The organism is Methylobacterium sp. V23, from assembly GCF_002917135.1.
GTDB lineage: Bacteria > Pseudomonadota > Alphaproteobacteria > Rhizobiales > Beijerinckiaceae > Methylobacterium.
This window is the reverse complement of sequence record NZ_PDHT01000016.1, coordinates 96074-114902: the sequence shown is the minus strand read 5'-3', so window position 1 is coordinate 114902 and position 18829 is coordinate 96074. Positions and strand designations below refer to the sequence as shown.

The window sequence follows — 18829 nt, the reverse complement described above, 5'->3', positions numbered from 1 at the left end:
AGGATCGGCAATCCCGGCCGGGACAAAACGCCGACCGATCCCCCAATGCGTGAGGATCACCCCCGCTATAGCGATCCTGGTCTTGGGCTCGCAAACCCTATGTTATGGAATCATTCCAATTCGACTTTCGGATGCTGCGTCCCGCCGGCGACACCGTCGCGCTCCGCATACCGGTGCGCCGGTGCGGCCCAGCGATGGCCCGACGGAATTCGTGTTGACGGGCCGCAGGTCGCGCCCTGTGCCGCCGGGACGCAGGTTAGGATAAGGTGACGGCCAACGCCCGCTTCCCGCGAACATCGCCCGAGAACAAGACACCCGATCGTGACCGCAAGCTCCCCCCGTCCCCCGATCCGCTTCCGCGGCCGCTCCTTCATGGCCCTGGTGCTCGCCCCGGTGCTGCCCGTCTCGGACTGGCTCGGCGAACTCGACGCCCTAGCCCGGCGCTCGCCGGCCTTCTTCGTGGGTCGCCCCGTCATCCTCGACGTGGCCGGGCTCGGGCTCGAGCGGGAGGCCCTCGTCGCCCTGGTGGCCGACCTCGCCGCCCGCGACGTCGCCGTGATGGGCATCGAAGGGGCCGACCCGGGCCAGCTCGGGGCCGGTCTGCCACCGCCCCCGGCGGGCGGGCGCCCGGTCGATGCGGTTCCGACCCCGGAGGCCTCGGCGGACGCCGCGCCGGATACGCCCGTGGTGCCGTCGGCGCCGGCCCCGTTCCGCTCGCTGATCCTCGATGCGCCCGTCCGCTCCGGCCAGACGATCCTGCACCTGGAGGGCGACATCACCGTGATGGGCTCGGTGGCCTCCGGGGCCGAGGTGATCGCGGGCGGCTCGCTCCACGTCTACGGCGCCCTGCGCGGCCGGGCGATCGCGGGAGCGGCCGGCAACCCGGAGGCCCGAATCACCTGCCGCCGGTTCGAGCCGGAACTCATCGCCATCGACGGGCTCTACCGCACCGCCGACGACCTCGGACCGGTCCAGCGCGGTCTGCCGGCCCAGGTCCGGCTCGAGGGCGACGCCATCAAGGTGGCGGGGCTGGACTAGGCCCTACCGGCCCGTCCAGGCCGGCGGGCGCTTGGCGAGGAACGCCTCCATGCCCTCGCGAAAATCCGCGCTGGTGTAGCAGAGGCGGATCAGGTCGTCGCCCGGACGGTCTTGGCCGGAATGGTCTTGGCCGAGATGGTCTTGGCCCGCATCGTCCGTGTCCTGGAGGCGGCGCAGGCCCTCCTTGGTCGCCCGCAGGGTGAGCGGCGCGTGACCGGCCACCAGGGTCGCGAGTTCCGTGGCGCGGGCCGCCAGGGCCTCCGCATCCGTCACGACCTCGCCGACGAGCCCGATGGCCAGGGCCTCCTCGGCACCGACGAGGCGGGCGGTGAAGATCATGTCCTTGACCCGCGCCGGGCCGATCAGGGCCGAGAGGCGGCGCAGGTTGCCGAGGGAGAGGCAGTTGCCCAGGGTGCGGGCGATGGGAAAGCCCAGGCGGGCATCGCGGGTGGCCAGGCGCAGGTCGCAGGCCGCCGCGATGGCCGCGCCTCCACCCGTGCAGGCGCCGGCGATCGCCGCGATGGTGGGCACGGACAGGCGCTCCAGCGCACCCATGACCCGGTCCATGAAGCGCTCGTAGTCGATCGCGTCCTGCGCGCTCGTGAAGCTCCGGAACTGGGCGATGTCGGTGCCGGCCGCGAAGGCCTTCTCGCCCGCCCCCGCGATGACCAGCGCCTTGACACGCCCCTCCGCCTCGATGCGCGCGCAGGCGTCGATCAGGCCCTGGTACATCCCGAAGGTGAGCGCGTTGCGCGCCTGCGGCCGGTTGAGGGTGAGCCGCGCGATGCCGCCCTCGACCGTGAAGAGAAGCTCGTCGGTATGGGTCGCGTCGGACGTGGTCATGCGGAGTCCCTGGGCGCCGGGCGCGGATGCGCGATCCTCCCTCTCGCCCATCGGGGCCGGCCGGAGCAAGCGGCCGGCACTCCGCCCCGCCTCAGAACACGGACGGAACGAACATCGCGTCCGGCACCGGGTGGCGGATGTAGTCCGCGTGACGCTCGCGGTCCGGCAGGTGCACCGGCGGATGCGCGACGTCGCCGTAGGGGATCTGCGCCAGGAGGTGGCTGATGCAGTTGAGGCGGGCGCGCTTCTTGTCGACGGCCTCGACCACCCACCACGGCGCCTCGGGGATGTGGGTCCGGGCGAGCATGTCCTCCTTGGCCTTGGTGTAGTCCTCCCACCGGCGGCGGGACTGCACGTCCATCGGCGAGAGCTTCCACTGCTTCAGCGGATCGTGGATGCGCATGTTGAAGCGGAATTCCTGCTCCTCGTCGGTGATCGAGAACCAGTATTTCAGCACGAGGATGCCCGAGCGGGTCAGCATGCGCTCGAACTCGGGCACGGAGCGGAAGAACTCCTCCACCTCGTCGGGCGAGCAGAAGCCCATCACGCGCTCGACGCCGGCGCGGTTGTACCAGGACCGGTCGAACAGCACGATCTCGCCGGCGGCTGGCAGGTGCGAGACGTAGCGCTGGAAGTACCATTGCGTGCGCTCGCGCTCGCTCGGGGCGGGCAGCGCCGCGACGCGGCAGACGCGCGGGTTGAGCCGCTGGGTGATGCGCTTGATCACCCCGCCCTTGCCGGCGGAGTCGCGGCCCTCGAAGATCACGACGACGCGCAGCTTCTGGGCCTGGACCCAGTCCTGCAGGCGCACCAGCTCGTGCTGCAGGCGGAACAGCTCGCGGAAATAAACCTTGCGGTCGAGGCCGGGCGGACGGGCGGGCTGTCCGAGCTCGTCGGCCAGGCGCTCCAGGCGCTCGTCCTCCATCTCGAGTTCGAGTTCCTCGTCGAAATCGTCGGCGACCTCCCGGCGGATCGCCTCGACCTCCGCTGCCCGCTGCCCGCCGTCCATGTGGAAGCCCCGTCTCCGCCGAAATGCCGGCCGCGCTTAGATCACGGCATCATGACAGGCTTGATACGGCCTGGTGAGCCGGCGACGATCCGAGGGAACGGGGACCGCACCCTGCGGGTTGAAGGGCAAGCTGCGCCATTTCGCGAGCCTGGCTCGCCCGGCGCCCCACACATCAAGAGGGTCCACCCATGAGCCTGATCGGACGCATCGTCACCAAGCTCCTCGGCAACGAGGACCGTCCCGTGGTCCGCGACGACCGCAACTACGATTCCGGCACCCCGCTCGGTCGCCTCGTGACCAAGATCCTGCGGAAGTAAGGTTTCCCTCCGGGCGGCTTCGGCCGCCCGGCCTCAGAATCCCGGCGCGGCTCAGGCCGCCCGGCGCTTGGCCTTCTTCTCGCGTCCCTGGCCGGGCGCACGCTGGCCGGCGCGGGTCCGGTCGAGCACGAACTTCGCGTAGTCGTCCATGTCGCCCGCGAAGGGCTTGACCGTGTTGTCGGCCGCCAGCCACAGGCGATCCGCCACCAGCTCCATCAGAGAGCGGTCGTGGGTGATGAGAATGACCGCCCCACCGTAATCGTTCAGCGCGTCGAGGAGTGCCCTCCGGCTGTCGATGTCGAGGTGGTTGGTCGGCTCGTCGAGGATGAGCAGGTGCGGCGCCTGCATCGCGACCAGATTGAGTAGCAGCCGCGCCCGCTCGCCGCCCGAGAGCGCATCCACCGTCGTCTCCTGCTTGTCGAAGGCCAGGCCGAAGCTCGCGAGCTTGGCGCGCCGCGCCGACTCGCTGTCGTCCGGACGCTCGCGCCGGATGATCGCCAGCGGCGTGTCCTTCGGGTCGAGAGCCTCGATCTGGTGCTGGTGGAACCAGCCGACCTGCACGCGCCCTTCCCGCACCATGCGCCCGTCGCGCACCGTGAGGGCGCCCGCCGCCATCTTGGCGAAGGTCGACTTGCCCGCGCCGTTGACGCCCAGCAATCCGATGCGGTCGTCGACGTCGAGGGTCAGGTTGAGGTCCCGCAGCACCGGCGCGTCGTCGCCATACGCGATGGTGGCGTCGGTGAGGTGCATCAGGGGCGGGGCCAGCGGCCGCTTCGGCGAGGGCAGGTGAAACGGCGCCACGTGCTCCTCAATGGTGGTGGCGATCGGCTCCAACTTGGCGAGGCGCTTGACGCGGGACTGCGCCTGGGCCGCCTTCGAGGCCTTGGCCTTGAAGCGGTCGATGAAGCTCTGCAGGTGCGCGCGCTCGGCTTCCTGCTTCTGCTTGGTCGAGGCCTGGAGGCGGGCCTTCTCGGCCCGGCGCTTCTCGAAGTCGTCGTAGCCGCCCGTGTAGAGTTCGAGCTTGCCGCCGGCCACGTGCAGGATCGCGTCCACCGAGTTGTTCAGGAGCTCGCGGTCGTGGCTGATGATCAGGGCCGAGTGCGGGTAGCGCTTCAACCGCGCCTCCAGCCAGAGGGCGCCCTCGAGGTCGAGGTAGTTGGTGGGCTCGTCGAGGAGCAGCATGTCCGGCTCGGCGAAGAGCGCGGCGGCCAGGGCTACGCGCATGCGCCAGCCGCCGGAGAACTCCGCCATCGGCCGGGTCAGGTCCTCCACCGAGAAGCCGAGACCGGAGAGGATCTCGCCGGCTCGGGCCGGGGCCCGGTCGGCATCGATCTCGATGAGGCGGGCATAGATCTCGCCCAGGCGCTCGGGTGCGGCGGTCTCGAGCTCGGTGTTCAGGGCGTCGCGCTCCACGTCGGCCGCCAGGATCGTGTCGATCAAGCTGACGGGGGTCGCGGGGTGTTCCTGGTCGACCGAGGCGACGCGGGCAGTCTTCGGCAGCAGGATGGCGCCGCCGTCGGGCTGCAGCTCGCCGAGGATGATCTTGAACAGGGTCGACTTGCCGACGCCGTTGCGGCCCACCAGCCCGACCTTGGAGCCGGGCGGAACCGCGACGCTGGCGCGATCGAAGAAGCGCCGGCCCCAGGCGCTGAAGGTGAGGTCTTCGATCTGAATCATGCGGGGGCTCGTCGGGGGCGGGGGCACCGGACGGACCCGGACGCGGTCCGAGACCCTACCGCACCGCACCATCGGACGCGAGGGGCACGGCACGCAACCGCCCCCCTCGCCGCACGCGCCCCGGGTCGAGCCCAGGGTCGTGCCCGGACGGGAAACGAGCCGGGGCGCCGGCCTACTGGGCGGCCACCACCGAGGCTTTCACCAGCGGCGCCACCGGCACGTTCTTGTGCCAGAACGTGCCGGTGCGCCCGGTCTCGTAGCCGGTCTCGTACAGGCTGCGCATGTACGCGGTGTCGAAGCCGCGGGCCGTGGAGGCGTTGGGCGCGGATTCGTCGATATAGGCGAGGTTGAAGCCGATGCCGTTGTTGCGCGTGAGCGCGTAGGTCGCGGCCAGGGTGGCGCGGCTGCGGGCGCGGCTCGCGGTGGTGAACGAGCGCTCGACGATGGAGAGCGTGTTGTTCTGGGCCAGGTCGAATTCCGGCTCCAGGCGCCCGTTGATGATGACGTAGATGTCGGACTTGGCGCCTGCCTTGAACCGGCCGTCGCGCAGCAGGAACGATTGCGGCAGCGTGAACACCGGCGTCACCACCGAACCGTCGACATGCATCTCCTGGAAGGTGCGCTGCGCCGCCTGGACGTCGATGAGTTGCGGCGGGAACACCGCCGGGATGCTGGCCGAGGCGGTGAGCACGTTGGTGAAGAGGTCGAGGGCGGCCGGCCCGCCGCTGGTGGCGATGGCGCCCATGTTCCAGATCACGGCGCGCTGGGCATCGAGGTTCGTCGTCACCACGAGGAGACGACGGCCCTTGGCGTGCTGGGCGGCGACCGCCGCCAGGAGGTCCGGCGTCACGTAGCGCCGCACGAGGTCGCGCAGGCGCCCGTCCCCGAACAGGCCCGAACCAAACAGCACGTTGGCGAAGCTCGGCGACTGGACCAGGGTCGAGGCGACACCGCTGGTGTAGATGTCCTTCAGGATGGCGTCGTATTCCGGCCCGACGAAGGCGAAGGGCGCGATCAGCGCACCGGTGGAGACGCCGGAGACCAGGGAGAATTCGGGGCGCTTGCCGGACTCGGTCCAGCCGTTCAGCAGGCCGGCGCCGTAGGCCCCGTCGCCGCCGCCGCCGGACAGGGCGAGGTAGGCGAACGGCACCTTGCTGTTCTGGGGGCGCGCCGACATCTCGGTGAAGGTCTTCTCCGAGGCATCCGCGTAGGCGCGGACGTTCGGATCGAGCCCGGGCAGGACCGCGGCGGCCGCCTCGCTCGCCGTGTAGGACGTACGCGGCGTGGTGCCACAGGCCGCGACCTGGCTCGCGACGAGCAGGGCCAGGAGCCCCCGGGTCCAACCGAGACGACGCATGTTCGACATGTCCACAGCCAAGTCCACAGTCTGGATTCCGGAGCCCGACCCCGGCGCAACCCTAGCACGGAAAACGAGCTTGGCCGTTGCCGTGTTCCGGCTACGCTTCGCGACGCCGTACCGGTGTGGCATTCGCGCAGCAGATGCCGGGATCTCACGCGATCTCGCGAAAGCGTGTGGACGCCGGGGCCCTCCGTGGCCCGCCCCGACATCAAATGAACTTCCTGCGCACACGTCCGTTGGAGCACCATACTGTGACGGTTGACCGTCGCGGTCATGATCCGACATCCCGTTTCCCTCGCGAAACCTGCTTTCGCCGACCGGTTGCGCTTACGCAGACCGGCCGTGCCGCCCGCATGTGCCGTCGACGGTCCTGACGGATGACGGGGTGAGCAGGACAGCCCCAGGGATCGGTGGCGCGAGGAGGAGGCAGAGGCGATGGAACGAGACGATGCGTGGCACCTGACGGGCGATCTGATGGTCGAGCACGGCAAGGGCGATCCCTTCGCTGCCGCCATCCGGGCGACCCGCATGCCCATGATCGTCACGGACCCGCGCCGCGACGACAATCCGATCGTCTTCGTCAACGATGCCTTCCTGCGCCTCACCGGCTACGAGCGCGGCGAGATCATGGGGCGCAACTGCCGCTTCCTTCAGGGGCCCGACACCGACCCGAACGCGATCCAGCAGCTCCGCGAGGCGGTGGATGCCAGGCGCGACATCGCCGTCGACATCCTCAACTACCGCAAGGACGGCAGCCCGTTCTGGAATGCCCTCTACATGAGCCCGGTCATCACCAAGAGCGGTGACCTGCACTACTTCTTCGCCTCGCAGCTCGACGTGACCGACCGGGTCGACGCGCAGATGCGGACGCAGAACGAGAAGGAGCATTTCGAGCGCGAGGTCGCCAAGCGGACGCGCGAGCTGTCGGACGCCCTGGCGGCCAAGACCATGCTCGTGCACGAGGTCGACCACCGGGTGAAGAACAATCTCCAGATGGTCGCCTCGCTCCTCACGATGCAGACCCGGAGCATCTCCGACCCCACGGCGCGCGAAGCCATGAAGTCGATGCTGACCCGAGTCGAGGCCCTGGGGACGGTGCACAAGCGCCTCTACCAGTCCCACGACGTCGAGCGCTTCGACGTGGCCGAGTTCGCGCGCGAGCTCGCCACGGACCTCGTGCGCGGCTCCGGCCGCTCCGGGATCAGCCTGCACCTCGACCTGGAGCCGGTCGAGGTCCCGGTGGAGAAGGCGCCGCCTGTGGCGCTGATGATGAACGAGCTCATCACCAACGCGCTGAAGCACGCCTTCCCCGACAACCGGCCCGGCCGCCTCTCGATCCGGGTCCAGCCCGATGGACGTTACTTCGGCATCCGGATCATTGACGACGGCATCGGCATGCCCCAGGAAGTCGTGGGCACGCGTTCGTTCGGCAAGCGCCTGATCGAGAGCTTGGCGCGACAGCTGAATGCCAGTATCGCCTGGCAGCCGGGTCATCCCGGAACTTCGATCGACATTCGCCTCCCGCGCGAATCCCCGGGCGCCAAGGACAGCACGTGAGCGAACCCCTCCGGGTCCTGATCGCGGAAGACGAAGCGCTCATCCTGATGCAGCTCGAATTCCTCGTGGAGGATGCCGGCCACGTCGTCGTCGGCAGCGCGGCGACCGCCGAGGAGGCGATCGGGGTCGCCCGCGAGGTTCGGCCGGACCTCGTCTTCGTCGACCTCCAGCTGCGCGGCGGATCGTCCGGCCTCGACATCGTCCGGACATTGCGGGACGAGGCCGCGATGATCCTGATCTTCGTCACCGCCAACGCCCAGCACCTTCCGGAGGGGTTCGAGGGGGCCGCCGGCGTGATCGCCAAGCCTTTCACCGAGGCGGTGATCTTCGACACCCTGGCGTATTTCAGCGAGTGCGTGCGCGCGCCGCCGCCGCGCTCTCCCCTGCCCCTCGGGCTGCGCCTCGCGCCCGCCTATCGCGCCACCCTCAGCGTCTAGGCCGGCTCAGCGATAGCCGGCGGCCTGCAGCTCGAACAGTTCGGCGTAGCGGCCGCCCAGCGCCTGCAGCTCCGCGTGACTGCCCGACTCGATGACCCGCCCGCCGGCGAGGACCAGGATGCGGTCCGCCATGCGCACGGTGGAGAAGCGGTGCGAGATCAGCACCGCCGTGCGCCCGTGGCTCAATTCGCGAAAGCGCTGGAACACCTCGAACTCGGCCCGGGCATCGAGGGCGGCGGTGGGCTCGTCGAGGATCAGGATCTCGGCCTCGCGCATGTAGGCGCGGGCGATGGCGATCTTCTGCCACTCGCCCCCCGACAGGTCGACGCCCTCGGCGAAGCGCTTGCCCAGCGGCTGGTCGTACTGGAGCGGCAACCGGCCGATGACGCCGTCGGCGAGGCTGCGCCCGGCCGCCCGGGCCACGCGGTCGGTGTCGTCGCGCGCCTCGATCCGGCCCACGGCCACGTTCTCGTGGGCGGTGAAGCTGAAGCGCACGAAATCCTGGAAGATCACGCCGATGCGGCCGCGCAGGTCGTCGAGGTCGTAGGCGGAGAGGGGCCGGCCATCGAGGAGCACGCGGCCCTCCGTCGGGTCGTAGAGACGGGTCAGCAGCTTGACGATGGTGGTCTTGCCGGCGCCGTTCTCCCCCACCAGGGCCAGCACCTCTCCGGCCGCGAGGTGGAAGCTGAGGTCGCGCACCGCCCAGGTGTCGGTGCCGGGATAGCGGAAGCCGACCGCCTCGAAGACGATCCCGCTTCGGATCGGACGCGGCAGGGGCGCCGGGTTCGCGGGTGAGCGGATCGCCGGCACCACGGCGAAGAACGAGAACAGGTCGTCGAGATACTGGGCCTGGGAGGCGATCTGCGAGAAGCCGAGGAGCAGCCCCTCGATCAGGCCGCGCAGGCGCTGGAAGGAGCCCGCCAGGAAGGCGAGGTCGCCGATGGAGAACTGGCCCGCGGCGGTGCGCCAGACGATGGTGGCGTAGGCGAGATAGTAGGCCAGCGTGCCGAGCGCCGCGAAGGCCCCGCCCCAGCCGGCCCGGCGCAGCGCCAGGGCGCGGTTGTCGGCCACGAGCTTGGACGCCAGCCCCCGGTAGCGCTCGGCGATGTAGCCGTTCAGCCCGAACAGCTTGACCTCCTTGGCGGATTCCACGCTCGCCCCGAGGAAGCGCAGATAGTCGATCTCGCGCCGCTCGGGCGTCCGGGTCCAGGCCAGCCGATAGCCCTCGCGGTTGAAGTAGGTCTCGTTGAGAAAGGCCGGCACCAGGGCGACCGCGAGCAGCAGGATGAGCCAGGGTGCGAAGGCCACGAGGCCGAGGGCGAAGGCCACGAGGGTGATGAGATCCTGCCCCTGACCGAAGAGCTGGAACAGGAGGTTCGAGCGTCCGGTGACCTGGCGGCGGGCCCGCTCGAGGCGGTCCTGCTGCGCGCTGTCCTCGAACTGCTCCAGGTCGAGCTCGGCGGCGTGCCGCATCAGCTTCAGGGTGGCGGACGTGCCGTAGAGATCGGCGACGAGGCCGTCGACCAGGGTGCTGGCCCGCCCGAGGAGGTCGGCCAGGATGGCGAGGCCGAACTCCGCGGCCACCAGCACGGCGAGGTGCCTCAGGGCCGGATCCGACAGCCAGGCCTCGGGCCCGAGGTCGCCCGGATGCGGCCGGGCATGCTCGGCCACGATCGCGTCGAGGATGAGCTTGGCGAGGTAGAGCATCGCGACGGGCAGGCTGGCCCGCGCCAGGCGCAGGCCGAGGCTCACCACGAGCAGGCGCGGACTCGCGGCATAGGCGAGGCGCGCCAGGGCCGGCAGGTGGCGCAGGGCGCCGAGGCGCGCGGAGAGGGCAGTCAGGGGAGAGCGGCGATCGGGCATCGGCCGGGACCATGACCGGGAGCGGCACCCCCGTCGATGCCGCAGACGCCGCACCCAGTCGCGGAGATGTCAGCGCGGGACCGGCCGAAGTCTTCAAGCTCTTGAGGACAGGCGATCCGCCAGCGAGACTTCACTTTATCGCCTATGTTAGGCCTTCATCCTCTTCACAGGCGCGAGGCCGCCCTCACAATGCTCAGCGGTTCAGCGGTCCTGCGGGTCGGCATTCTCATCGTGGTGGCAGCCGTCCTGGCCGGGATCATCCAAATCCTGCGTCCGCATGACGGCGGAACACCGGAGGCGCCGATCAGCCGGACGGCCCCGGAGACCGGGGCTGCCGGAACCCAGGCGGCCGTGCCGCCGGCCGTGACGCGGCCCGTCTCCCCGGTGTCGCCGGCGCCCCTGCCGCAGGCTGCGCCATCCCCCGCGCCGGTGCCACAAGCTGCCGTGCCGCCGACGCCCGCGCCCGCGCCCGCACCGAATGCGCCCCCGCCGGCACCGACGCCGAATGGCGCTTCGCCCACGTCACCGCTGCCGAGTGCGCCGGCCCTGCCGTCTCCCGGTTTGGATCTCGGGACGACCGCCCGGCCGACGAGTCCATCGGCCGGCGAGGAGGCCATCGACAACGCCGCCGAGACGGCCGGGCCGCGGGGCGTCGCGATCGTCGACCTCAACACCGGAACCGTCGCCGAGCTGAACGGCCTCCGGGGCGGCGGCATGATCGGGCGCGCCATCGTGCAGAAGCGACCCTACGCCTCGGTCAGCGAGCTGCTGTCGAAGCGCGTCCTCAGCCGGGCGGTCTACGAGCGGATCAAGGATCAGGTCACGGTGCGCTGAGGCCCGTTTCGGGTAGCGCGCCACGCGCCGGCTGCCTAAGATGCGGCTCCAGGAAGCCGGAAAGTCGCTTCGATCACCAGGGACGAGCCATGTTTGCGCAAGCCGGGGGCGTTACCTTTCGCGAGGATCTCGGCGTCGAGGAGACCACCGAGACCGACAACATCGTCCGGTGGGACGGCGAGAAGCTCTACGTGGAGCACGACATCTATCACAACGGCCAGCTGGTCCACCGCAAGTACCGCAAGAACGTCAGCGAGGCGGTGGCCCGGGCGCTGCAGGCGCTGATCAACCGCGCGCAGCAATAGGCGTCCGGATCCCCGCGCGGGCGCCCCCGGCGCCGGCGCGCTACTTTCCGATCCAGTCGTGCCCCGCCACCACCGCCTCCACGGTGCGGGTCCAGGTGCCGGGCTGGTCCGTGGACCCCGTCCCGAGGGCGCGCTGGACCATGACGCTGTCGCTCCAGCGCCCGAACTTGTAGCCCACCGCCGGCAGGAGCCCGACGCGAACGAAGCCGCAGGCCTCGTGGAGGCGGAGCGAGGCCTCGTTCTGCGCATCGATGTAGCCGATCATCTGCCGGTAGCCGCCCGCGGCGCAAGCCTCGATCAGGGCCGGCAGCAGGCGCCGGCCGATGCCGGCGTGCAGGTGCTCGTGGTGGACGTAGATCGAGTGCTTGAGGGTGTAGCGATAGGCCGGACGCTTGCGGAACGGCACCGCGTAGGCGTAGCCCGCCACGATCCCGTCGCGGTCGGCCACGAGGTGCGGCAGGCGCTTCTTGCGCATGGCCTTGCGCCGCTTCTTCAGATCGTCGGGATGGAGCGGATCCGCCTCGAAATCCCCGACATCGCCGACGCCGCGCCGGATGTGGTGGGCGTAGATGTCCACCATGTCCGGCACGTCGCTATCCGACGAGGGCCGGATGACGAGGTCGGGATCGCTCTCGGACGAGCCCGCCATCAGCGCCCCTCGCGCATGACGCGGGGCTCTCGCATGACATAGGTGTGGAACCGGATCGTCCCGTCCGGATCCACGTCGCGGAACACGCCCTGGATCTCGGCCTCGAAGCCCGGGAACAGGTTCGCCGAGCGCTCGAACATCTTGAAGTAGTCCAGCATGGGTTTGGCCCGCTCGTCCAATCGCTCGCCGGGAAGCACCGTGCCGATGCCCGGCGGGTAGACCAGAAGCAAGGTCGTCGCCACGCGCCCCTCGGCTTCCGCGATCGGGACGTAATCGACGTTGTTGCGGGTGAGCTGCTGCACCGCCTCCTTGGGCGTCATCACCATCTCGGGCAGGTGCCCCGGCTCGAACTGCTTGCGCTGGAGCGTGCTGGTGCCGTGCTCGCGGTGGAAGGCGTGGAAGTCGGCGCAGAGATCGCGCAGGCGCACGCCCTTGTAGCGATTGGGCCGGCGCCGCACGAATTCGGGCATCGCCTCCTCGAGGGGCACGTTGTCGTCGTGCAGGCGCTTGAAGGCCACGAGGCCGGAGATCAGCGTGCCGGCCTTGGAGGATTCGACGCCCGGGGTCAGCAGGAAGAGGAGCGAGTTGAGATCGTTCTTCTCCGGGACGATGCGGTTTTCACGAAGATACTGAGCCACGATGGGGGCCGGCACGCCGTGCTCGGCATACGCGCCCGTGTGCCGGTTGAAGCCCGGGGTGAGCACGGTGAGCTTGTTGGGGTCGGTCATGGCGTAGTCCGGCGCCACGTGGGTGAAGCCGTGCCAGTCCGCCCCCGGGGTCAGCTCCCAGTACTTCGCGTTGCCGGCAAGCTCGTCGGTGGAGAGGCTCTCCCACGGCACCTTGCCGTCCGGCCCCTTGACCGTGTCCGGCACGAAGGGGTCGAAGAACCAGCGCCGCAGGGGATCGCCCTCCTTCTCCTCGAACTCGCGGCGGATGGCCCGGACCTTCTTGCGCCACTCGATGCCGAGGCGGATCGTATCGTCCCAGAGGACGACGCCGGAGCGCCCCTTCATCATCTGCGCGCCCACGTCGAGGGAGGCGAACAGGGGGTAGAACGGCGAGGTCGAGGCGTGGACCAGGAAGGTCTCGTTGAAGCGCCGGTGCTCGATGCGCCGGGTCTGGCCGCGGATGTGGCTGTCCTTGGTGTGGATCTGCGAGGCCTGCGAGAAGCTCGCCAGCTGCTTGTGCGTCGACTGCGTGGCGATGATGCCTGGCGAGGTCTCGTCGAGGCCTTTCAGCCCCATGGCGAAGCGGCCGGCGAAGAGCGGGTGGAACTTCATGAAGCCCGCCCAGGCCTCGTCGAAGAGGATGTAGTCGCAGAGATGCCCGATCTTATCGAGGATCATCTGGGCGTTGTAGATCGTGCCGTCGTAGGTGCACTGCTCGACCACCGCGACGCGGAACGGCCGCTCGCGCCGCCAGGCCTCCTTGTCGGTGATCAGCGGGTTGGTGCGGATCTTCTCGCGGATCGCCTTCTCGTCCAGCGCCTCGTGGTACATCGGGCCGATCAGCCCATAGGCGTTGCGGTCGGTCTCGAGGAAGACGGGAATCGCGCCGCCGAGGAACAGCGCGCCGTGATGCGCGGCCTTGTGGTTGTTGCGGTCGAAGAGCACGAGGTCGCCCTCGGCGACCAGGGCCGAGAGCACAATCTTGTTGGAGGCCGAGGTGCCGTTGAGGACGAAGTAGGTTTTCTCCGCCCCGAAGATGACGGCCGCTTCCTTCTGGGCCTTCAGGGCCGGCCCCTCGTGGACGAGGAGATCGCCGAGGTCGAGCACCGAGTTGTCGAGATCGTCGCGGAACACCGCCTCGCCGAGATGCTCGACGAAGATCCGCCCGATCGGCGAACGGTTGTAGAAGATGCCGCCGTTGTGGCCCGGGCAGGTCCAGAGCTGGTTGCCCTGCTCGGCATAGTCGACCAGCGCGCCGAAGAACGGCGTCTTCAGGGTCTCGGCATATTGCTTCACCCGGCTCACCAGGCCGCGGGCGATGTAGTCCGGGGTCTCCTCGGCGAGGAAGATGTACCCGTCGATGAAATCCAGCACCTCGACGGGGATGTCTTCCAGGCGCTTGCGCCGGACCATGATGACGATGGGCATCTCCAGCCCGCGCTTGCGCATCAGGTTGATCAGCGCCGCGGCCTTGCCGTCGAGGCCGCGCTTGCCCCAGTCCACCACCATGCAGCCGATGGCCGAATCGGTCTGGACCGCGATGGCCGCATCCTCGACGCGGCGGGCCCGCACCACCTCGAAGCCGAGCTTCTCCACGGAGCCGATGATCTGCTGGACGCGCACGCCCTCGAGATCGTCCGGGTCGAAGTTCGGCGCACACATCAGGACGGTGAAGCGGCGAAAGAAGTCCATGCGGAAAAGGCTCCCAGAGGGGTTTGGCGCACCGTTCGCGACAGGACGTGACGCTTCGATGACGATCTTGCGGCGGTCGCGGTGTTTTCAGGCTCCCCGCGCTGTGACAGAGAGCCGGCTTACGATCAGCCGCGCCGTTTGACGAGCCCGAGTCGGCGAATCACGCCGTAGACCGCCAGGGCGGCGACCGCGCAGATGAGCAGGGCGAGGAGCGAGCCGTCCTCGAACTCCCCCAGGAACAGGCCCTTGGTGTTCATGCCGAAGACGCCGGTCACCAGGGTCGGCGGCAGGAACAGCGCGGTGAGGATCGACAGGGTGAAGAGCTGGCGGTTTGTCTCGGCCGCCGTGCGCCCGGCGATCTCGTCCTGCAGCAGGCGGCTGCGCTCGGACAGGACCAGCATGTCGCGGTGGAGCGAGTCGAGGCGCTGGACCACCCGGGCAGCCATGCGCACCACCGCATCGGGCAGGGCGTCGTCCGCCTCCTCGGTCTCGGCTTCGAGGCGGTGGAAGACCGCGCTCAGGCCCGCCAGCTGGCGGTGCTGGCGCACGGCCTGCCGGCGGATCGGCGCCAGGGGCCGGGGATCGTCGGGCTGATCCTCGTCGAGCATGCGGTCCTCGATGGCGTCGAGGGCATCGGAGAAGCGCCGCGCGGAGGCGTCGAGGGAGGCGGCGACGCCCGCGACGAAGATCTCGAGAAGGCCCGCCGGCGTCGTCACCCGGCGTCCGGCCAGCACCGCGTCGCGGGCGGCCTCGGCGGCGGCGGTGGCGTGCCGGCGCCCGCTCACGAGGCGCTGCGCACCGAGGACGCAGTGGAGGCGTCCGCCCGGCTCATCCGCGATCCGGCCGTCGAACTCGCGTGCCCGGTCGGCGATCACGAGGCCGAGATCGGTGCCCTCGATCACCACGCGCTGGTGACCGTCACGGGCGAAGGTGGCGACGGCGAGCGCCGGCGGTCCGAAGCGCCCGGCGGCGATCAGTCCGTCGAGGCGCGCATCGACGAGGTCGAGATGCAGCCACAGGAACCCCTCCGCGACGGGCTCCGGCAACCCGCCGCCCTCCCAGAGGCGCCCACGCCCCTCGGCGTCGAACACCATCGCGAAGAGCAGGCACGGCAGGGCGGCGGTATCGGAGAGGAGGCGCGGCATGCGGGCGGCCCTGTTGCCGGCAAACCGCCGACGGTCGCGGCGCTGGATCGCAAGTGTGGGCGACAGTGTCGTGACGGCCGTGGGCAACCGGGACGGGACCGTGGCTCGGACCATGGCCCCATCCTGGTCTCCCCGTCGACGGGCGCGCGGAGAGGCACCGCGCGGAGAGGCACGCCGTCGCCCGCGATGCTTCCCCCCCGGAGCTGGTCGACAACGTGATATCGCCCGCGACAAACGCCGCGGCATCGGGCTTGCTCGGCGCAGGGCAGAACAGCGGGGCGGTATGGTCGAGAAGCTTTTTCACGCGGGCGCGAGCCTCGCCCTGCTGCTGGCCGTCGCCGTGCTGTTCTCCACCAACCGCCGGGCGATTTCGCCCCGGGTGGTGATCTCGGCCCTGGCGCTGCAGCTGGCGCTGGGAGCCCTGGTGCTGTTCATTCCGGCGGGCCGGACGGGCCTCGCGGCGGCGGCGTCCTTCGTCCAGACCGTGCTGAACTACGGCGACCGGGGCACCGCCTTCCTGTTCGGCGGCCTCGTGGAGCCGCGGATGTTCGAACTGTTCGGCGGCAGCGGCTTCATCCTGGCCCTGCGCATCCTGCCGCAGATCCTCTACGTCTCGGCGCTGATCGCGGTGCTCTACCATTTCGGCGTGATGCAGGCCGCCGCGCGCGGCATCGGCGCGGTGCTGCAGCGGGTGATCGGCACCTCGCGGATCGAGACCTTCTCGGCGGTGATCACCATCGCCATCGGCCAGAGCGAGATCGCCATCGCGCTGCGCCCGTTCCTGGTGGCGCTGACCTCGGCCGAGCTGTTCGCCGTGATGTCGAGCGGGGCCGCCTCCACGGCGGGCACGATCCTCGCCGGCTACGCGGCGCTGGGGGTGCCGATGGAGTACCTCCTGGCCGCCAGCGCCATGGCGGTGCCGGGCGGGCTCCTTTACGCCAAGATCCTGGTGCCGACGACGGAGCCGAGCCGGGTCACCTCCACGCGGGTCACCTTCGCGGAGACGCGGGCGGTCAACGTCATCGAGGCGGCGGCCGACGGCACCCAGAAGGGGCTCGCCGTGGCGGTCTCGGTGGGGGCGATGCTGATCGCGTTCACGGGACTGATCGCCCTGCTGAACGGGTTCATGGGTTGGGCCGGTGGCCTCGCGGGCTATCCCGCCCTGAGCCTGGAGGGCATCCTCGGCACGGTGTTCGCGCCCCTGGCCTGGCTGATGGGCGTGCCCTGGGACCAGGCCGGCCTCGTCGGCGGGGCCTTGGGTCAGAAGATCGCCTTCAACGAGTTCCTGGCCTACGCGCAGCTCTCGCCGGTCCTGAAGGGCGGCACCCTCGATCCGCGGACGGCCGCGATCCTGTGCTTCGCCCTCTGCGGCTTCGCCAACCTGACCTCGGTGGCGATCCAGCTCGCGAGTCTCGCCAGCCTCGCGCCGGAGCGCAGGGCGGAGATCGCCCGGTTCGGCCTGCGCGCGATCCTGGCCGGCACCCTGTCCAACCTGACGAGCGCGACGCTCGCCGGGTTGTTCATCGGGGCCTGACGGCGATGCCGGCCAGGACGGGCGCGCGGAGGCTCATGCGGCGGCGAGCTTCGCCGCCTTGACCTTCGCGGGACCGGCCTTGGTGACGGCCGTGAGCGGCAGCTCGATGTCGATGTCGAGGGTCGACATGTCCTGTCCGCGGTCGAGGCGGATCTGGACCTTGTCGCTGTTCACCTCGACGTGCTTGGCGATGACCGCGAGGATCTCCTCGCGCAGCACCATCACGAGATCGGAGCCGCCGACCCCCGCCCGTTCATGGGCGAGGATGAGTTGCAGGCGGTCCCGGGCGACCGGCGCCGAACCGCGCCGGTTGAACATGTTGAGGAGGCTCATGCTGCCCTCCGGGTGAAGAGTTTGTCGAGGAAGGACTTCTTGTCGGTGGGGACCGACATCGGGACCGCATCGCCGTTGAGGCGGCGCACGGCGTCGGTGTAGGCGCGGGCCGGGGCGCAGAGCGGGTTGTTCAGGGTCACCGGGCAACCGACGTTCGAGGCGCGCAGGACCTCCATGCTCTCCGGGATGATGGCGAGCAGCGGGATCGAGAGGATCTCGAGCACGTCCTCGATCTTGAGCATGTCGCCGCGATCGGCCCGGGCAGGGTCGTAGCGGGTGAGGATCAGGTGCTTGTCCATCGTCTCGCCGCGCTCGGCCTTGAGCGTCTTGGAGTCGAGCAGGCCGATGATGCGGTCGGAATCGCGCACCGAGGAGACCTCGGGGTTCGTCACCACCACGGCGACGTCGGCGTGGCGCATGGCCAGCGTGGCGCCGCGCTCGATGCCGGCCGGCGAGTCGCAGATCACCCAGTCGAACTTCTCACGCAGCTCGTCCATGACGCGGGCGACGCCCTCGTCGGTGAGCGCATCCTTGTCGCGGGTCTGCGAGGCGGGCAGCAGGTGGAGCTTGTCCAGGCGCTTGTCGCGGATGAGGGCCTGGTTGAGCTTGGCGTCGCCGTTGACCACGTTGATGAGGTCGTAGACGACGCGCCGCTCGGCGCCCATCACGAGATCGAGGTTGCGCAGGCCGACGTCGAAGTCGACCACCGCCACGCTCTTGCCGGCCTGCGCGAGCGCCGCGCCGAGGGCCGCCGTCGTCGTCGTCTTGCCGACGCCGCCCTTGCCTGATGTCACGACCAGAATTTTGGCCATATGAGCTGTCTCCTCAATCCAAGGATGCGAATTTGATGGCGCCGCCATCGAGCCAGATTTGCACGGCCTTGCCGCGCAGGTGGTTGCCCATCTCCTCGGCCGTGCGGACGAGGCGGTCGATGCCGAGAAGCTCGGGCTCGAACTTGCGGCAGCAGATGCGGGCGCGGGGGTTGCGGGCGGCGCCGGCGATGGCCCGGCCGCGCAGCGCGCCGTAGACGTGGATGGAGCCGCCGGCGAGGATCTCCGCGCCGGAGGAGACCGACCCCATGACGGTGACGTCGCCGGTGGGGTGGACGATGGATTGCCCGGACCGGACCGAGCCCTCGATGGTGAGGGACGTCGTGGCCGGCTCGAGGGGTGCCGGCGGCACCTCGGGCTCCGGCTCCGGCTGGGCCGGGATCTCGATCGTGTTCGAGGGCCGTCCCTGGACGAGGAGCGGCGGGCGCCCCGGTCCGAGGAGCGACACGTCCGTGCCCTCGATGCCGAGGATGCGGATCTGCCGGCTGCCGAGTTCGGCGAGCAGCGTGTCGAGGTCCGGCGCGGCGGGCGCCAGCGCCGCCACGTCGAGGATCAGGGCGCGCCCGTCGAACAGGGTCGGCGAGCGCTTGAGCGCTTCGTCCAGATCGGCGAACCAATCGGGAAGCGGGGTCTCCGGGGCCAGCACCAGGGACTTGAAGGCGCGGCCACGAAGCTGAACGGGTCTGCGGGGAGGGCTTGTGTCAGTCACGGGCTCTCGCGATTCCTTACCAGACCATT

Annotated in this window: 18 protein-coding genes; 7 read left to right on the top strand and 11 right to left on the bottom strand. The window is 70.0% G+C overall.

The window, feature by feature from the left end; translation table 11 throughout:
• The first annotated feature begins 372 nt into the window (after positions 1-372).
• On the top strand, positions 373-1038 hold the full coding sequence (gene minC / locus CRT23_RS16435; protein ID WP_245436299.1) for a septum site-determining protein MinC: 666 nt from the start codon (positions 373-375) through the stop codon (positions 1036-1038).
• 3 nt (positions 1039-1041) lie between these two features.
• Here minC (CRT23_RS16435) and CRT23_RS16430 read toward each other — a convergent pair whose 3' ends face one another.
• A complete protein-coding gene (locus tag CRT23_RS16430) occupies positions 1042-1881 on the bottom strand; it encodes an enoyl-CoA hydratase/isomerase family protein (protein ID WP_103710534.1) in 840 nt (279 codons plus the stop codon).
• A gap of 91 nt (positions 1882-1972) precedes the next feature.
• Positions 1973-2890, bottom strand: coding sequence for a polyphosphate kinase 2 (ppk2, locus tag CRT23_RS16425; RefSeq protein WP_055945821.1), 918 nt, complete (start codon positions 2888-2890; stop codon positions 1973-1975).
• Between the two features lie 188 nt (positions 2891-3078).
• Between ppk2 and CRT23_RS16420 the strand changes: the two genes are divergently transcribed.
• A complete protein-coding gene (locus CRT23_RS16420; protein ID WP_055945825.1) occupies positions 3079-3207 on the top strand; it encodes a hypothetical protein in 129 nt (42 codons plus the stop codon).
• A gap of 51 nt (positions 3208-3258) precedes the next feature.
• Here CRT23_RS16420 and CRT23_RS16415 read toward each other — a convergent pair whose 3' ends face one another.
• Together CRT23_RS16415 and CRT23_RS16410 are read right to left on the bottom strand one after the other, a co-directional pair.
• Entirely contained in the window at positions 3259-4884 is a 1626-nt protein-coding gene (locus tag CRT23_RS16415) for an ABC-F family ATP-binding cassette domain-containing protein (protein WP_103710533.1), read from the bottom strand.
• Positions 4885-5056: 172 nt separating this feature from the next.
• A complete protein-coding gene (locus CRT23_RS16410; protein WP_103710532.1) occupies positions 5057-6250 on the bottom strand; it encodes a patatin-like phospholipase family protein in 1194 nt (397 codons plus the stop codon).
• A 429-nt stretch (positions 6251-6679) separates the two neighbouring features.
• On the opposite strand from CRT23_RS16410, the gene CRT23_RS29630 reads away from it, so the two are divergent.
• Both CRT23_RS29630 and CRT23_RS16400 read left to right on the top strand, forming a co-directional pair.
• The gene (locus CRT23_RS29630; RefSeq protein WP_055945833.1) at positions 6680-7801 is read left to right on the top strand and encodes a histidine kinase dimerization/phosphoacceptor domain -containing protein; all 1122 of its coding nucleotides are present in this window, start codon (positions 6680-6682) and stop codon (positions 7799-7801) included.
• On the top strand, positions 7798-8238 hold the full coding sequence (locus tag CRT23_RS16400; protein ID WP_103710531.1) for a response regulator: 441 nt from the start codon (positions 7798-7800) through the stop codon (positions 8236-8238). The genes CRT23_RS29630 and CRT23_RS16400 overlap by 4 nt, the downstream gene beginning before the upstream one ends.
• 6 nt (positions 8239-8244) lie before the next feature.
• Here the strand turns inward: CRT23_RS16400 and CRT23_RS16395 are convergent, their stop codons facing one another.
• Entirely contained in the window at positions 8245-10101 is a 1857-nt protein-coding gene (locus CRT23_RS16395; RefSeq protein ID WP_103710530.1) for an ABC transporter ATP-binding protein, read from the bottom strand.
• A gap of 189 nt (positions 10102-10290) precedes the next feature.
• Here CRT23_RS16395 and CRT23_RS16390 point away from each other — a divergent pair, with 189 nt between their 5' ends.
• Positions 10291-10935 carry a helix-hairpin-helix domain-containing protein gene (locus CRT23_RS16390; RefSeq protein ID WP_103710529.1) on the top strand — a complete coding sequence of 215 codons (645 nt, stop codon included), beginning with the start codon at positions 10291-10293 and terminating at the stop codon, positions 10933-10935.
• A gap of 89 nt (positions 10936-11024) precedes the next feature.
• Positions 11025-11240, top strand: a complete 216-nt coding sequence (locus CRT23_RS16385) for a hypothetical protein (RefSeq protein ID WP_055945841.1) — start codon at positions 11025-11027, stop codon at positions 11238-11240.
• Positions 11241-11280: 40 nt separating this feature from the next.
• On the opposite strand, the gene CRT23_RS16380 is transcribed toward CRT23_RS16385, so the two are convergent.
• From CRT23_RS16380 to CRT23_RS16370, 3 genes are all read right to left on the bottom strand, one after another.
• On the bottom strand, positions 11281-11889 hold the full coding sequence (locus CRT23_RS16380; RefSeq protein ID WP_055945844.1) for a GNAT family N-acetyltransferase: 609 nt from the start codon (positions 11887-11889) through the stop codon (positions 11281-11283).
• Entirely contained in the window at positions 11889-14249 is a 2361-nt protein-coding gene (locus CRT23_RS16375; protein ID WP_103710528.1) for an Orn/Lys/Arg decarboxylase N-terminal domain-containing protein, read from the bottom strand. Before CRT23_RS16375 ends, CRT23_RS16380 begins: the two co-directional genes overlap by 1 nt.
• A 125-nt stretch (positions 14250-14374) precedes the next feature.
• Positions 14375-15508, bottom strand: a complete 1134-nt coding sequence (locus CRT23_RS16370) for a CorA family divalent cation transporter (protein WP_245436295.1) — start codon at positions 15506-15508, stop codon at positions 14375-14377.
• A 169-nt stretch (positions 15509-15677) separates the two neighbouring features.
• Between CRT23_RS16370 and CRT23_RS16365 the strand changes: the two genes are divergently transcribed.
• Positions 15678-16928, top strand: coding sequence for a nucleoside transporter C-terminal domain-containing protein (locus CRT23_RS16365; RefSeq protein WP_103710526.1), 1251 nt, complete (start codon positions 15678-15680; stop codon positions 16926-16928).
• A 33-nt stretch (positions 16929-16961) separates the two neighbouring features.
• Here the strand turns inward: CRT23_RS16365 and minE are convergent, their stop codons facing one another.
• From minE to minC (CRT23_RS16350), 3 genes are read right to left on the bottom strand one after another with little or no spacing between them, the layout of a single operon-like run.
• The gene (gene minE / locus CRT23_RS16360) at positions 16962-17261 is read right to left on the bottom strand and encodes a cell division topological specificity factor MinE (protein ID WP_055945853.1); all 300 of its coding nucleotides are present in this window, start codon (positions 17259-17261) and stop codon (positions 16962-16964) included.
• Positions 17258-18073, bottom strand: coding sequence for a septum site-determining protein MinD (gene minD, locus CRT23_RS16355; RefSeq protein WP_055945856.1), 816 nt, complete (start codon positions 18071-18073; stop codon positions 17258-17260). The genes minE and minD overlap by 4 nt, the downstream gene beginning before the upstream one ends.
• Positions 18074-18086: 13 nt before the next feature.
• Entirely contained in the window at positions 18087-18800 is a 714-nt protein-coding gene (gene minC, locus CRT23_RS16350; protein ID WP_055945859.1) for a septum site-determining protein MinC, read from the bottom strand.
• Between the last annotated feature and the right edge of the window lie 29 nt (positions 18801-18829).

Coding starts and splice junctions, on each gene's coding strand:
- CRT23_RS16420 (WP_055945825.1), top strand. CDS start 3,079: ATGAGCCTGATCGGACGCATCGTCACCAAGCTCCTCGGCAACGAGGAC.
- CRT23_RS16430 (WP_103710534.1), bottom strand. CDS start 1,881: ATGACCACGTCCGACGCGACCCATACCGACGAGCTTCTCTTCACGGTC.
- CRT23_RS16365 (WP_103710526.1), top strand. CDS start 15,678: ATGGTCGAGAAGCTTTTTCACGCGGGCGCGAGCCTCGCCCTGCTGCTG.
- CRT23_RS16415 (WP_103710533.1), bottom strand. CDS start 4,884: ATGATTCAGATCGAAGACCTCACCTTCAGCGCCTGGGGCCGGCGCTTC.
- CRT23_RS16395 (WP_103710530.1), bottom strand. CDS start 10,101: ATGCCCGATCGCCGCTCTCCCCTGACTGCCCTCTCCGCGCGCCTCGGC.
- CRT23_RS16385 (WP_055945841.1), top strand. CDS start 11,025: ATGTTTGCGCAAGCCGGGGGCGTTACCTTTCGCGAGGATCTCGGCGTC.
- minC (WP_245436299.1), top strand. CDS start 373: ATGGCCCTGGTGCTCGCCCCGGTGCTGCCCGTCTCGGACTGGCTCGGC.
- minD (WP_055945856.1), bottom strand. CDS start 18,073: ATGGCCAAAATTCTGGTCGTGACATCAGGCAAGGGCGGCGTCGGCAAG.
- CRT23_RS16380 (WP_055945844.1), bottom strand. CDS start 11,889: ATGGCGGGCTCGTCCGAGAGCGATCCCGACCTCGTCATCCGGCCCTCG.
- ppk2 (WP_055945821.1), bottom strand. CDS start 2,890: ATGGACGGCGGGCAGCGGGCAGCGGAGGTCGAGGCGATCCGCCGGGAG.
- CRT23_RS16370 (WP_245436295.1), bottom strand. CDS start 15,508: ATGGTCCGAGCCACGGTCCCGTCCCGGTTGCCCACGGCCGTCACGACA.
- CRT23_RS16410 (WP_103710532.1), bottom strand. CDS start 6,250: ATGTCGAACATGCGTCGTCTCGGTTGGACCCGGGGGCTCCTGGCCCTG.
- minE (WP_055945853.1), bottom strand. CDS start 17,261: ATGAGCCTCCTCAACATGTTCAACCGGCGCGGTTCGGCGCCGGTCGCC.
- CRT23_RS29630 (WP_055945833.1), top strand. CDS start 6,680: ATGGAACGAGACGATGCGTGGCACCTGACGGGCGATCTGATGGTCGAG.
- CRT23_RS16390 (WP_103710529.1), top strand. CDS start 10,291: ATGCTCAGCGGTTCAGCGGTCCTGCGGGTCGGCATTCTCATCGTGGTG.
- CRT23_RS16375 (WP_103710528.1), bottom strand. CDS start 14,249: ATGGACTTCTTTCGCCGCTTCACCGTCCTGATGTGTGCGCCGAACTTC.